This is a genomic window from Levilactobacillus yonginensis (assembly GCF_964065165.1).
In the GTDB taxonomy this organism is placed as follows: Bacteria; Bacillota; Bacilli; order Lactobacillales; family Lactobacillaceae; genus Levilactobacillus; species Levilactobacillus yonginensis_A.
Genome location: NZ_OZ061549.1, coordinates 2,287,388 through 2,300,673, shown reverse-complemented (window position 1 = coordinate 2,300,673; position 13,286 = coordinate 2,287,388). Strand labels below are relative to the sequence as shown.

Sequence of the window (13,286 nt, the reverse complement as noted above, 5' to 3'; positions counted from 1 at the left end):
TAATGATTCCCAAGCAAAGGTAGCTCAGCTTCTAAAGCACAACTGAAAAATATAACATTTTAATGGAATCTCGTGGTTTACAGATGTTTATTCGGGGTGAAGCGACTATCCTAAGGCTGAAAAGTTCTTCGCCAATCCAAACAATTTGGCAGCACCCGTTGTTTTCCTCATTTTCTCACGGATGGTTGCCTAATAACATTAGAAGCGTTTCAAAATTTGATGATTACCAATTACCGACACATCCTTGTAGGTAAAATCAACTACCCCATCAACTTCTCTTGCTTATCCATTTTTTTCCGGAGGTGGCTTTGAATCGACGTTGAGCTTTTCTGAATTAAGTCGTCAACTAAACATTGACGACTTTTTTAATCTGCTAAGTGATAATGAATCGCGCTCTCCCCATTCCCATTAGCAATAACTTGTAACTGATTGGGAACCTGGTCCCGCAGCTCGCTAACGTGACTAATAATACCGATCATCCGATGTTTACCTTCGATGGTCTCCAACGAGTCTAACGCCACCATCAAAGCATCCTCGTCGAGCGACCCAAAACCTTCATCAATGAAGAGCGCATCAACATCCACACTCCCTGTTGTTTGTTGAATGACCTCACCTAATGCCAACGCGAGTGCCAAAGATGCGATGAAACTTTCGCCACCAGAAAGTGTATGAACACTACGCTGCTCACCCACATGATCATCATAAACGTTAATTTCAAGCCCAGACCGTTTCTTAGAGCTAGCTTGGGTGGAATCGATAATAAACTGATACCGCCCATTCGTCAGTTGACGCAAGCGATGATTCCCGACGGACAAAATCTGCCGCAAATACGTTTGCAAAACGTAGCGTTCAAGACCCAGCTTACTATTGGGGCCATCCCCATTCACCACCCCGGCAAGCTCCGCTAGGGCCTGAGTTGTTTTTAACTCATCAGCCTGACGGGTTACTTGTTCTTGAATCTGCTGAATTAACCCAGCGTTGTGTTCCTGCTGATTAAGCAGTTGTCGGTGTTGATCCTGCAATTCATCAGCATGACTATTAGCGCCATTCAACGCTTGCTGAGTTGCTACTTGATCTGGCTCTGGCCGGTCTTTGATCCGCTCCTGTAAATCGTGAACCGTCGTTGTCAACTTTTCCTTTGCCGTTTCAAAGTTTCTTAATTTCAGTCGCTTAGCTGGTAATTCAGCCACCAAGGGGATTTGTTCAACAATCTTTTGTTCCGTCACCTGACCATCCTGTTTCTGTCTTTGAACAATGACTGCCGTTACTGCGGCCTTAGCCTTTTCCATTCGCAGACTTTCCTGAGTAACTTCTTGTTGGGCCGTGGCTAGCCTCGTCTGACCGACAGCGAGTGCTTGCTTGGTAGTCTGAACTTGCTCTTTGATTTCGGCCAGTGCTGCTTGATGCTGCTGCAACTGAGCCTGTAATTGCTGGTTCTGGTTCTGAAAGGTTGCTAACGTTGGTGCATCTGCCGGCAATTGTTTCTGCTCCGTAGCCAGCTCGGTTGTGATTTTCTCCAACTGGCTCTGTTGCTTTTTCAGCTCCAGTTGGGCTTGCTGCAACGTCTGCTGGCCAGCCGTTGCCTTTCGTCCCAGCACCTCTAACTGGGCCTGTGCTTGCTTGATCTGAGCTAATCGGGCTTGAACCTGCGTAAGGGCCTTTTCCTGCACGGCTTGGCGTTCGGCTAACTGGCCAGTCAACTGAGAAACAGGCATTACGGAAACTTCCATGGCCTGACATAGCTCAGTGATTGCCTGCCGCTGTTTCTCGGTTAGACTAACAATCTGTGATTGCTGCGAGGTCAGTTCTGCCCGTAAATGAGCCGCCTGACTCTCCCGTTTGTCAGCCGCAGCTTGCATTGTTTGAACTTCTGTTTCAGCCACCTCAGTCACCTTCGTTACAGCTGGATGAGGATGCTCCACTGACCCACAGACGGGACAAGGCGTTCCAGGTGTGAGCTTGGCACTCAAAACTGCAATTTGACTCCGTAAAAATTCTTGGTACTTATCTTGAGCCAAATTGCGCTGTTGCGTGGCCGCAACCGTTGCCTTGTCTGATTGATTCTGCAAGTGGTCTCGCTTGGTACTTAATTGCTCAAGCTGCTGACCAATTTGCTGAACTTGGTGCAGTTGCTGCTGCCAGGCATCTAACTGCGCTTCTTCCTGAGTCAAACGCTTATCTGCTTCATAGACTTGTGTCTGCTGATTCACAATTTTTTCTTGGGTAGCCTGCAATTGTTGATTCCGTTGAACGGACTCTTGTGCATCAATTTCAGCCTGCTGGGCATTAGCAACCAATTTCTGAAGCTGCGTCAACTGTTCCGTTAAATTACTAACCCGTTGATAAACCGGCAAAACCTTTTTCTGCTGAGCAATTTCCGTCGTTTCGTTAGTAATTGTCTCTTGCAACTCTTGAGTGGCCGCTAACGCAACTTGAGCTTTTTCAAAGTCCTTAGTCGCAGTTCTCACTTGTTTTTCCGACGATTCTCGCGAGGCCTTCCGGATACTCAGGGCTTGTTGTGCACTGGTCTGCTCTGCTAATTGCGGCTGAACCGTTTGAACCCACTCGAGTTCCGCAATTAGAGCCGTTAATTGATTCATGGCCGGAACTTGTTTTTGTAACGCTGCAAGTGTCAGTTTTTGCTCTCGCAACTCTACACGATCCTTTAGCAGTTGCTTTTCTTGTTCATCCTGTCGCAGCAATTGGTTGACCCGCGTTTTCGTTTCAGCCAACTCTGCGTCAACCCTCCGATTGGCCGCTTGCATCGCCCGTTGCTGCGTTGCCATTAGTTCGATAACTTCAGCTGTCTGATGCTTCTCAATAAGCTCAATGGCGCGGTCTTGATTTTCAGGCTGCCATTTAAGTTCTGATTGTAAACGTTCAAGTTCCTGGGCCGATTCTCGATTAGCTACTTGATTCCGTCTCATTTTTAGCTTGAGTTGATCCGTCCACCGGGAAAAGATTTCAGTATGAAAGAGCTGTTCGAGGACAGTCGCTTTGTCTTCACTGGGGGCGATTAAGAACCGGCGAAATTGCCCTTGCGGTAGTAACACAATCTGCGCAAACTGGTCACCATTCATTTGTAACAAGTCCTGTAGAAAATCACGAACCGGTGTCGCTTTCGTTATCTGATTGACCTCTTTCGTTCCCTGATATACCGTCAGGGTGACACTGGCCTTAGCTTCGGTGAGGCCCTCTCCTCGCTGCTTTTTTAGGAGCTGTTGTGGTTCACGCACTAGTTCATACGTTTTATCCCGGTGAGTAAACGTAAACGTCACTTGCGTACGGTCTTCTGGCGTTGCAAAGTCTGAGCGCATGGACTTGGCTTCCCGGTCAACCCCAGACGTTTGATCAAACAAGGCATAACACATCCCATCAAAGATGGTCGTCTTACCGCTCCCCGTTTTACCACTAATTAGGAACAACGGTGTAGCCGCAAACTTAGTAAAATCGACCGTCTCATCGCGGTAAGGACCAAAGTATTGTAGGTGTAAACTCACTGGGCTCATTCTTTATCCTCCTTCTCAGCTGCTTGCAGGGTCTCCTTCGCCCACTTCTGTTGCATCGCTTGCATTGGATGTCGTGTTACTTGTTCAAAAAATTCAGTCATGAGTTGTAGTGGATCTCGCTGTACCTGGTGAATGTCCAATTCAGCTGGTGTAACTTCCAGCTGATTAATCCGCTGTAGCTCAATCACTCTGGGAAAACGTGTCTTTAACCGTTGCATCACATTCGGAATTGGCGTTGTATCCGTCAACTCAATCGCTATAAAATCCTCCGATTGTACGCCGTAATCCCGTTCCGCATCCATTAAGTTTTCGAAACTATCCGTTAATACCACTAAATCATGCCAGGGTTTTAGTGGTTTAAAGGTTACTGTGACTGGCGTCGTATCCGTGTCGACAATCCAAACACCCTTAGTGTCTTCCGCCTCACTGGTAGAAAACTTTAGGGGCGAGCCACTATATTTCACCTTTGGTTCATTTTGCAGGGCTTCCTTTCGATGCAAATGGCCCAAGGCAACGTAATCAAACGGCGCAAGTAAATCAACCGGCACAGCATTAAGTCCCCCTACCTGAACGGCCGTTTCAGAGTCACTATGTTGACTACCAGCTGCAAAGAAATGTGCTACCAAAACGTGACGTTGTCCCGACTGAAACTTCAGCTGCATAGCCGCTACTAACCGTTCCATCGCTTGATTGACCGTTTTAATCTGATCATCTTGAAAAAATTGACGGGCCTGAAAGGGTTCAAAGTACGGTAGCAAAAAGAACTGTGTATCACCAACCGTTATCGGTTCAAGCGCACTTGCTAAAGTCGTTCGTAAATAAAATTCAGTACTCGTAAACCATTGCTGACCATATCCTAAACGCACACCAGAGTCATGGTTCCCACTGATGGCTAACAACGGGAATTTTTCCCGCCGGTTAAGGTCAACTAACATATCGTTCAATGTTGCAACTGCAGCTTCGCTCGGCAAGGCTCGGTCATAGAGGTCCCCAGCAACAACGACAGCATCTACTTTTTCAGCCTTAGCAATCGCCTTAATCTGTTGATACGCATCTCGTTGCTCTGGTAACAAATCATAACCGTTTAACTTTTTGCCAATATGCCAATCTGCTGTATGTAAAAACCGCATGTCTGGTCCTCTCCTTATTGATTCTCCGGCGCCCAGTCACAACTGAGCAAATGATCATTAACTAAGCCTGCTGCCTGTAAAAATGAATACACCGTCATAGGCCCCACAAATTTAAATCCTAGTTTCTTCATCTCTCTTGAAATATGCTGGGCCAAATCTGTCGTTGCAGGCACTTCCGCAGTAGTGTTTACGGCATGCCGAATCGGCTGACCACCCACAAATTGCCACAACCAACTTGAAAAGTCGACCGGTGCCGACCACTCCTGGATTACGTGAGCATTGTTGACCGTAGCTTCTAGTTTGCGCCGATTACGAATGATTCGTGAATCAGTCATTAGCTGATCAACATCCACCGACGTCATTGCCGCCACCCGTTCAATTTTGAAGTCATGGAAGTCTTGTTGAAAGGCAGCACGCTTATTAATCACCGTTTGCCAACTCAGCCCCGCCTGATACGTTTCCAAGCATAACAATTCAAATAGCTTCTGTTGATTGTGTTCTGGTCGACACCATTCCTCATCATGATACCGTTGCATTGCAGGCGAAGAGTTCGCCCAGTCACATCGTTTAGCCATTTCTCAGTCCTCCAGATTCTCTTCTAAAACTACTATACCAGATTGCCTCAGTTCAACCAAACAAACGTTCTATTTATTATTATTTGGAAGCGTCATCATGCCCATTAGACAAGAATAATAGCGTGAATAATTTTTCGGATTCTTTCACTTGACCAGGTGATTGTAAAAGCCTATGCTATTGTAAATGTTGAATGTTTTGGGGAATTAAGGGAGGTTAACATCATGCGCAGATTACACCATCTAAGGGTCCGTTCACTTCTCATGGTAGCAGGCGCTACCTTGTTAGTGACCCCCGTTGTCAGTAGCAGTGCAATCACAGCGGAAGCCGCAAGTGTCACACCATCGACAACCACGCTCAAGAAAAGTTCGAGTTACTACCGCAAACACGCTAAAACTCTGGGTAAAAAATACAAATTAGCGTTCGATGCACAAACTGCTTTGAAGAAGAACGGCAAAGCCGTGGTTTATGTCAATACTAAAGACAAGAACCTTAAGCAAAGCGTCAAAGTAGCCATGAACTACTGGAACAAACAATTAGGAAAAAAGGAATTTACGCAGGGAACTAAAAAGTCCCACACGCTAACGTTCTCAGTATCCAAGGCTAAGCCTAGCAAGAGTGATTCAAGTGACGCCTGGTGGACTCCTGCTAAGAAAAAGTTGCAGATTCGACAATCCTACTACACTGCTGAAAAACAAGAAATTGGTTCAGCAATGACGGAACAACTGAACGATTCCTTCTACAGACAATACAAGAGCACTATTGAAGCTAAAGCTAAGGCTAACCTCGTTGCCAAGGGCGTCTCCACTAGTGATAAAAACTATACAACGTTATTCGATCAAGAAGCCGGTAATGTTGAAACGTCCCTGCCAGCCTATTCTACGTTAGTTAAGGACGTGAAGGCAGTCGAAAAAAGCTATGCCAATACTGGCCGGATGTATGCCTACGCTAGCATCATCGCTCACGAAATGGGCCACGTCATGGGCCTGAACCACTCACCAAATGCCAAGGATCTCATGTACTATGAGAGCGGCAATAGCAATGTTTATAGCTACAAAAAAGTTAAGGCCGGTTTATCCAAGTACACGCCCGTCACCAAAACTGACAAGGCCCGGGCAAAACTGGCTTTAAAGATTTACACAGCAGTACACTGATTAACTACGTCAAAAGATTGCGGCCGAATTTTTGGTCACAATCTTTTTTATTTGCAATCGAACTGTAACTAATTGTAAATTTCTAGTAACCTGTTCGCTTTGGTTACCGTGTACAATGGATTCAAATACTGAGGAGGACATCATTCATGCAAATTAGTTTACGTAAATTAGGGGCCGGATTAGCTGCCTTTGCTGCTGTTGTCGCTGTTGGAGTTAGTTTAAACACTACCACTGCGAACGCCGCCGGCAAAAAAGTTGCTGATATTTCGCAATACCAAGGAAATATCAACTGGAAGAAGGCGTCCAAGGACTTAAAGTACGCCATTATTCGGGTGCAACACGGTAGTAAGGGTGACACTGGTTACATGGTTGACAGCAAGCGGAACGTTAACGCTAAAGGCGCATACAAGTATGGCGTTCCATTTGGCCAATACATGTTTGCCGAATTTACCAGCGTGAAGGATGCTCAACGAGAAGCCAAAGACTTCTACAAGCGAAGTAACTCCCACACGAAGTTCTACGCACTGGATGAAGAAAAGCGGATGCCCGGTGCCAAAAGTAAGGAACAAACTTACGTTAATGCCTGGTTAAAGACTATGCGTAGTTTAACTGACAAGCCATTGATCATGTACTCTGGTGAATGGTACGCTAACTCCAACAACTTGAACTTCTCCAAGTTCGATGGAACCTGGATTGCCAAGTACAGTTCTACCAAGCCTAAAGTTTCAGGTACCTCCGTTGACTTATGGCAACACACGAGTTCAGGTAGAGTGTCCGGTATCAGTGGAAATGTTGACTTGAACAAGGTCTTAGACAACGCCGCCGTTAAGAGTTGGTTCTCAGGTAACACGACCCACTCCAAGGCTAGCTACTACACCTCAGCTAGTGATGTCACGGGTGTCAAGACCAAGAAGGCTGTTTACGAATATTCTTCCACCCTCTTTACCAAGAGTCATCGTGGAACTAAAGTGGCTGCTGGTAAGAAGTTAGCCGTCAAATCAATTGTTAAGAACAACAAGAACGCTTACCGTTTCCAATTAACGAACGGTAAGTACGTCACTGCCAACCAAGCATACGTTTCAACTTACTAAAATCGTAAATAAAAGGTTTGGGACAAAAGTCTCAAACCTTTTTTTGTATTCCAAATGTATATGGTCAAAACGTACGAAAAAAGACCGCCAACTTCGTTTAACTCGGATAGACTAACAACACAAGACTGGGATTATTCGTCTATTGACGTTAATACTTGCTGACTAACCGCCTTTTATCGCGTTCTCTTTAGTGTTCACCTGACTGATTAAATCATTCCAAGCCAGTGACAACTTGCAGTGTTGCGGAATAGTAATTCTTTCGCGGAATTTTTTTGGACAGTTGCTTAGCCGTTTTGTTTTTTAACGACGTCTTCCCCATCGCCTTGGCTGCAAAATGAACTGGGGCAACAAATGCCGCGTTACTGTAGTTATTTACCGTTCGACCGCCCAAAGTGTAGACTGCTTGAATCCGCTTTTTCTGATTGAAAAAGCGCAGTTGTTTATTCAACGCATTCTTAGTCACCTTGTCGTGCTTCAACTTATAAGTTTGGGCAAGTCGCCAAGGAACCCGGCAAGCATTGTAGCCAACCTGATTATCCGTTCCAGACTCAATACTGTAAGGAGCGACGGCCTTTAATTTAAGGCTCTTCCCCGTAGCCAAGATGAAGTCTGGAAACAAGCCAGTCTTATGACGAGCACTTAGCTTCTTAACAGCTACTTGGCTACGACTAGCTGCTTTGGTCCAAGTGCCATCTTTCGTATATTTCGCAAACGTTTTAAAGTATCCGGTCATCAAATCTGAGGACCGCAACTTGCTCCGATCATAGCTGCTAGTCGCCCAATTCCCCATGGTTGGTAAATGGGTAGTTGGGTTGAGTTCTTCTTGTTTAATCGCAGTCAACAACTTCTTTGCTGCCTGCTTATAGTTGACCTGCTTACTCCCCCACTTCTTATCCGCTAAGATCAAGGCATATGCAATATCTAAGTCACCATCCGTCGCACTATTCTTCTGCGACCCTTGGCTGGTCATCTTTCCTGAACGTTTAGTCTGTTGCCACTGCATCAGAGGTAACCTACTGGAGATCCGGTGGGCACGATAATACTGGTACATCTGGTTAAAGGTCGACCGTGTCTTGACCCCCTTCTTTGCCGCCAAAACTGTGGCTAACATCCCGTAACCCTGCCCCTCAGATAATGCCGTGATGCTCCCGGAACCATCATTCGATTTCACGTATTTTTGCGTTTTGCCACCCACGTATATTTTCTTCCATTGGTTGTACTGCGCAACTGCCTGACTGGCCTTCGCCTGTGCAGGTTGTGACGGTCCCAGTGTTAACCCCAAGGCTAAACCACCTAATAGGAACACACCCAACGTTCTAAGTAACCATCGCTGTTTTCGCATCCATTTCTACTTCCTTTCCACAATTCACATTTCACTTAAATTATAGTGTTTTCAGAGATAGTTTGTCATAACAAATGAACCATTCTTTAATAATTGACGCCATCAAAAAAGTCGCCCCATTCAACTAGGACGACTCGCTAATTAATCCGTAAAGATTTCTTTCGCAATATTGAAAGCGGACCAAGCTTTAGGCCAACCAACATAAAATGAAAGGTGTGTAATGACTTCGGCAATTTCATCTTTAGTAATGCCGTTCCCCTTACCAATCTTTAAATGCGCTGGTAATTGTTCAAAGTTTCCGGCAGAAATCAAAGCGGAAATAGTAATCAAACTTCGTTGGTGGGCTGATAGTTTATCCTCTCGTGACCACACTTGTCCGAATAAAACATCATCGTTTAGTTCCGCAAATTTAGGGGCAAAGTCACCCAAATTATCGCGTCCTGCAGTTTGTTTTTTAGCCATTTAACAGACCTCCTAGTCTAAAGCATCATAAGCCTGATCATCAACCGGCTCTAACCATTCTGGCGTGCCGGCCGTAATAGCAATATGACTGAACCAACTGTCCTTTGTCGCACCATGCCAATGTTTAACACCATCCTTGGTAACGACCACATCACCCACTTTTAACCGTCGTGCCGCTTGACCAGCTTCTTGGTACCAGCCTTCACCACCGGTAACCAACAGAATCTGGAAGCCGTCATGGTGGATATGCCAGTTATTCCGACAACCAGGTTCAAAGGTGACGTTCCCAACGCCAACACTCACATCTGGATCATTAACTAACCCTTGGAGATAGCTCTGACCAACAAAAAAGTCTTGATAAGCGACATTCTTGTCGCCCGCTGGAAAAATTACACCATTTTTGATATCTTCATTTTTTGCCATTTTAAAGTGTCCTTTCTAATCCTGAAATCTCCGTAAATAGTCATGAAAACTTTCCGAATCATCAATTGTATGAGCTGTTTTGCCATCATACCAGTCGATTTTGTGTCCCAAAACTTTCAAATGCACCTGTTGTTCCGCAATCTCAGCTTCAGCGTTGTCCTTGACTCGTTGCAACAGTTGGCGCCGTTCAGCAATCGTTGTATCACCTTCGGCACGCAGCTTGACGTACTGTTTTAAGTCGTTGAGTTGCATCCCAGTTCCCTTTAAATGCAAGATAAATCCAACCCAACGAATGTCCTCCTCAACGTAATAGCGAACACCATTGTCATCGCGTTGGGAAAGAATCAATCCCTGATTCTCATAGTAGCGTAACGTATACGTAGATAATCCCACTAACTTTGAAAACTCGCCAATTCGATAACGTTTGCTGGCCAACTTCAACACCTCCGTCAATTGCTTACAAGACTTAGTAAACACCTTAGAGTGCACTCTAAGGCAAGCGAAAATAACAAAAAAGGTCGATAAATTTTATCGACCCACCAAATCTAATCAATTTTAAACTGATCAATTGCTAACGCCATTGTTTGTTCGAAACGTTGATTGACCTTGCGCTGAGAAAGGTTCAGGAATCCCCCGATTTCCTGCATAATAAACCCAAACAACACTGACCGATACAGTGTTGATTCTACCAATCCCGTATCGCCAGTTTCATCGAGGTGCAGACTCCGAAACATTTGCTGGTACAGGTCGACCAATGCCTTGTGAGTCCGCGTCAGCTGATGTAAATCATTCGGATTCATAAGCAAGGGAGCCAAATGCTGTTGCTGGTTACAACTTTGTCGAAATTCTTGGGCAAAAACCATCAGCGCCTCTTTACCCGAAACCCCCACCAAACGACGCATCAACCGATCTTCAATTTCCTTAACAAACTGCAACCCAACCTGATCTAGCAAATCATTCAAGCTCTCAACGTAGTTATAGAGCGATTGTGGTCGCACCTCCAATGCTGTGGCCAATGCCCGAATGGTTAAATGGTCAATCCCCTCTTCAGCAATCATCAAATTAGCCCGATCAATTACTTTTTCATGCGATAAAGTCCGTCGTTTCACCATTGTGTGTACCCCTCTCCAGCCTCTTTTCGCTATTATACATTGAAACGGTTTCAAAATAAACTGATGTATGTAGTTTATTTTCTCCAATTATCAGTATATAATACCTATTAATTAATGAGAGCCACCGTGCTCCCCAAATAAAGAGGCCTATATCAATGACTACTAACAATAATCATGCTTATAATCGGGTGGGACTTATGGTCACTCTCATGTTCGGAACGTTCTGTACAGCACTGACCACAAACATGTTGGTCACCGCCTACCCCACCTTAATGAATCGTTTCGCACTTTCTAGTGCCACCGTTCAATGGCTGACCACCGGTTTTTTGCTAGTCATGGGGATCATGATTCCCATCAGCGCATGGCTAATTAACAACTATAGTCTCCGAACAATTTATTTGACCGCACTCAGCTTCTTTTTAATTGGCCTAGTTATCAGCTACACGGCCAGCAGTTTTGGCCTCATCCTGTTAGGACGGTTAATTCAAGCAATCGGCGTGGGAATCACCTTTCCCACTATTCAAACCGTTTTGCTAGTGACCTTTCCTGCCGACAAAAGGGGCGCCATGATGGGGCTCGGTGGAATCGTCATTGGCTTAGCACCTGCATTAGGCCCAACCGTCTCTGGCTGGATTCTAGACAATGCTAGCTGGCGTGATCTATTTGGCGTCATGATTCCACCCGTTATTTTGGTTCTCGTCCTGTCACTTTTCTTCGTACAGCCAGTCATCCCGATTAAAAAATCGCCCATCGATAAGTTCGCAATTCTCTTATCAACAATTGGTTTTGGGAGTCTCCTCTACGGCTTTTCAGAGGTTGGCGAAAACGGCTGGGGATCAGTAACCGTCATTTGCGGTATTTTGGTTGGCTTAGTCTTTATTGGTTGGTTTGCCCGCCACGAATGGCCCCAGGCTCAGCCTTTCCTGAACGTCCGCTTACTAAAAATATCGTCGTTTACGATTGCATCCTTCATCACAGCGCTGTCCAATACAGCCATGATTGGGATTCAAGTCGTACTTCCTATGTATCTTCAACAAGTTCGGGGCCTATCACCATTCCACTCTGGATTAATGATTCTACCTGGCGCCTTAATCTATGGCGTTGTGAGTCTAATCAGCGGCACACTCTATGACCGGATGGGTGGACGTCGCTTAGCTCTAATTGGGACCTTCCTTCTAACGCTGGGAACCCTGCCATTTGCCTTTCTCACCCGCAACACGCCTTACAGTTACGTCATCTGTGAATACACGATTCTGATGATTGGGGTCGCCCTGGTAACGATGCCGATTACGGCAGCCAGTTCCATCGACCTTCAAGGTATTCAGCTCAGCCATGGTACGGCTGTTAACAGTACCATGCGACAGGTAATGACTTCAATGGGAACTGCCATTCTGGGAAGCGTCCTGGCTAACGTGACGACTAATCATTTACCAGCCCAGACGTTACGCAATACGGCACCACTCCTTTACCAAAACCAAAGTTACCAAGCTGCCATGACTGGCTTTCACGCAGCCTTCCTGGTTGCAACGGCATTCGGCATTCTCGACTTTATCTTTGCCTGTTTCCTAAAGTCTCACCGCCAGGAGGTAATCGCATGATTCTAATTCTATTATTCATCGGAATCTTAATTTTTATCGGCGGCTTATTACTCATGCCAACCAAATTAACTCGACTGATCACTGGCACTATCGGTTTGCTCTTACTAAGTGCCATGGCGACGCTTATGATTGGTAACGACAACTGGCATTGGGGAATGCATCAAACCACGACCACATCAACAGTCAGTATTTCTTCAATGTCACCCGACAAACGACTGGGACTACTAGTCTACCAGCCCATCCGCCAATCTAAACATGAACGAGTCTACGTTTATAAGGATGCCAACGCCACTCAGCAACACACCATGGCCAGCCTAAAGACGAATAACCGCGTAGTCCTTAAAACAACCAAGCAGGCCCAACTGACGACCAAACGCACTTATTGGACGTACAATCAACATTGGCAGTGGTTATTCAAAGGGACCGGTAGTCATCACGAGTTGGTTCGTCGTCAAAATACGTTTGTTCTACCTACCTCATGGACGACGCTGAGTTCCACTCAAGCCAAGTGGCTAGCAACAACGATTAAGGCCAATGAGGCCGAAACCAAAATCAAGCTACAAAAACAGGTCGCCAACTCGGTTAAAGCTGCATTGGCCCTGCAGCCTACGATGACCACCCACCAGCAACAAGCCTTAAAGAAAAAGTTGACCTACCAAGCCCAACTGGTAGCCAACCAACATCTGCCCCAAGATTTGGCAAAACTCGTAAAATCTGCTCACTCACAACCGGTTCGGTAATTCACAAATTGGGCTTGACCACAATCACTTACTAGCAACTTTGTAAGGCCGCCGACCAAACAACATCTTTTTCCCAGACACTTGCTTCACGCCACTGTTAAGATAAGGTAGGTTTTTTGTCATTAACTTATTCATTGCCCACAATTAATCCC

12 protein-coding genes are annotated in these 13,286 nt (G+C 45.6%); 4 read left to right on the top strand and 8 right to left on the bottom strand.

The annotated features are described in order from the left end of the window. Positions 1-365: 365 nt before the first annotated feature. From AB3Y94_RS10640 to AB3Y94_RS10630, 3 genes are read right to left on the bottom strand one after another with little or no spacing between them, the layout of a single operon-like run. Positions 366-3,509, bottom strand: a complete 3,144-nt coding sequence (locus tag AB3Y94_RS10640) for an AAA family ATPase (RefSeq protein ID WP_367296202.1) — start codon at positions 3,507-3,509, stop codon at positions 366-368. Further along, positions 3,506-4,639, bottom strand: coding sequence for an exonuclease SbcCD subunit D (locus tag AB3Y94_RS10635; RefSeq protein WP_367296201.1), 1,134 nt, complete (start codon positions 4,637-4,639; stop codon positions 3,506-3,508). Before AB3Y94_RS10635 ends, AB3Y94_RS10640 begins: the two co-directional genes overlap by 4 nt. A 14-nt stretch (positions 4,640-4,653) precedes the next feature. Further along, positions 4,654-5,214 (bottom strand): DNA-3-methyladenine glycosylase I, encoded by a 561-nt coding sequence (locus tag AB3Y94_RS10630; protein WP_367296200.1) that lies wholly within the window; start codon positions 5,212-5,214, stop codon positions 4,654-4,656. A 222-nt stretch (positions 5,215-5,436) separates the two neighbouring features. Here AB3Y94_RS10630 and AB3Y94_RS10625 point away from each other — a divergent pair, with 222 nt between their 5' ends. Together AB3Y94_RS10625 and AB3Y94_RS10620 are read left to right on the top strand one after the other, a co-directional pair. Continuing rightward, entirely contained in the window at positions 5,437-6,366 is a 930-nt protein-coding gene (locus AB3Y94_RS10625; RefSeq protein ID WP_367296199.1) for a matrixin family metalloprotease, read from the top strand. Positions 6,367-6,512: 146 nt separating this feature from the next. After that, positions 6,513-7,457, top strand: a complete 945-nt coding sequence (locus tag AB3Y94_RS10620; RefSeq protein ID WP_367296198.1) for a GH25 family lysozyme — start codon at positions 6,513-6,515, stop codon at positions 7,455-7,457. 211 nt (positions 7,458-7,668) lie between these two features. Here the strand turns inward: AB3Y94_RS10620 and AB3Y94_RS10615 are convergent, their stop codons facing one another. The 5 genes from AB3Y94_RS10615 to AB3Y94_RS10595 all read right to left on the bottom strand — a co-directional run bounded on the left by AB3Y94_RS10615 (position 7,669) and on the right by AB3Y94_RS10595 (position 10,796). Continuing rightward, positions 7,669-8,799: a glycosyl hydrolase family 8 gene (locus tag AB3Y94_RS10615; protein WP_367296197.1), complete on the bottom strand. Its 1,131-nt coding sequence runs from the start codon at positions 8,797-8,799 to the stop codon at positions 7,669-7,671. Between the two features lie 141 nt (positions 8,800-8,940). After that, positions 8,941-9,261: a carboxymuconolactone decarboxylase family protein gene (locus AB3Y94_RS10610; RefSeq protein ID WP_125685294.1), complete on the bottom strand. Its 321-nt coding sequence runs from the start codon at positions 9,259-9,261 to the stop codon at positions 8,941-8,943. A 12-nt stretch (positions 9,262-9,273) separates the two neighbouring features. After that, the gene (locus tag AB3Y94_RS10605; RefSeq protein ID WP_367296196.1) at positions 9,274-9,684 is read right to left on the bottom strand and encodes a cupin domain-containing protein; all 411 of its coding nucleotides are present in this window, start codon (positions 9,682-9,684) and stop codon (positions 9,274-9,276) included. A gap of 15 nt (positions 9,685-9,699) precedes the next feature. After that, on the bottom strand, positions 9,700-10,119 hold the full coding sequence (locus AB3Y94_RS10600; protein WP_367296195.1) for a MerR family transcriptional regulator: 420 nt from the start codon (positions 10,117-10,119) through the stop codon (positions 9,700-9,702). A gap of 110 nt (positions 10,120-10,229) precedes the next feature. Continuing rightward, a complete protein-coding gene (locus tag AB3Y94_RS10595; protein ID WP_367296194.1) occupies positions 10,230-10,796 on the bottom strand; it encodes a TetR/AcrR family transcriptional regulator in 567 nt (188 codons plus the stop codon). Between the two features lie 155 nt (positions 10,797-10,951). On the opposite strand from AB3Y94_RS10595, the gene AB3Y94_RS10590 reads away from it, so the two are divergent. Next, positions 10,952-12,394: an MDR family MFS transporter gene (locus tag AB3Y94_RS10590; protein WP_367296193.1), complete on the top strand. Its 1,443-nt coding sequence runs from the start codon at positions 10,952-10,954 to the stop codon at positions 12,392-12,394. Further along, positions 12,391-13,134 carry a DUF4811 domain-containing protein gene (locus AB3Y94_RS10585; protein ID WP_367296192.1) on the top strand — a complete coding sequence of 248 codons (744 nt, stop codon included), beginning with the start codon at positions 12,391-12,393 and terminating at the stop codon, positions 13,132-13,134. Before AB3Y94_RS10590 ends, AB3Y94_RS10585 begins: the two co-directional genes overlap by 4 nt. Positions 13,135-13,286 lie beyond the last annotated feature (152 nt).

Bases quoted from the DNA above. Each gene is read 5' to 3' on its own strand.
- AB3Y94_RS10640 (WP_367296202.1), bottom strand. From the start codon at position 3,509: ATGAGCCCAGTGAGTTTACACCTACAATACTTTGGTCCTTACCGCGAT.
- AB3Y94_RS10635 (WP_367296201.1), bottom strand. From the start codon at position 4,639: ATGCGGTTTTTACATACAGCAGATTGGCATATTGGCAAAAAGTTAAAC.
- AB3Y94_RS10630 (WP_367296200.1), bottom strand. From the start codon at position 5,214: ATGGCTAAACGATGTGACTGGGCGAACTCTTCGCCTGCAATGCAACGG.
- AB3Y94_RS10625 (WP_367296199.1), top strand. From the start codon at position 5,437: ATGCGCAGATTACACCATCTAAGGGTCCGTTCACTTCTCATGGTAGCA.
- AB3Y94_RS10620 (WP_367296198.1), top strand. From the start codon at position 6,513: ATGCAAATTAGTTTACGTAAATTAGGGGCCGGATTAGCTGCCTTTGCT.
- AB3Y94_RS10615 (WP_367296197.1), bottom strand. From the start codon at position 8,799: ATGCGAAAACAGCGATGGTTACTTAGAACGTTGGGTGTGTTCCTATTA.
- AB3Y94_RS10610 (WP_125685294.1), bottom strand. From the start codon at position 9,261: ATGGCTAAAAAACAAACTGCAGGACGCGATAATTTGGGTGACTTTGCC.
- AB3Y94_RS10605 (WP_367296196.1), bottom strand. From the start codon at position 9,684: ATGGCAAAAAATGAAGATATCAAAAATGGTGTAATTTTTCCAGCGGGC.
- AB3Y94_RS10595 (WP_367296194.1), bottom strand. From the start codon at position 10,796: ATGGTGAAACGACGGACTTTATCGCATGAAAAAGTAATTGATCGGGCT.
- AB3Y94_RS10590 (WP_367296193.1), top strand. From the start codon at position 10,952: ATGACTACTAACAATAATCATGCTTATAATCGGGTGGGACTTATGGTC.
- AB3Y94_RS10585 (WP_367296192.1), top strand. From the start codon at position 12,391: ATGATTCTAATTCTATTATTCATCGGAATCTTAATTTTTATCGGCGGC.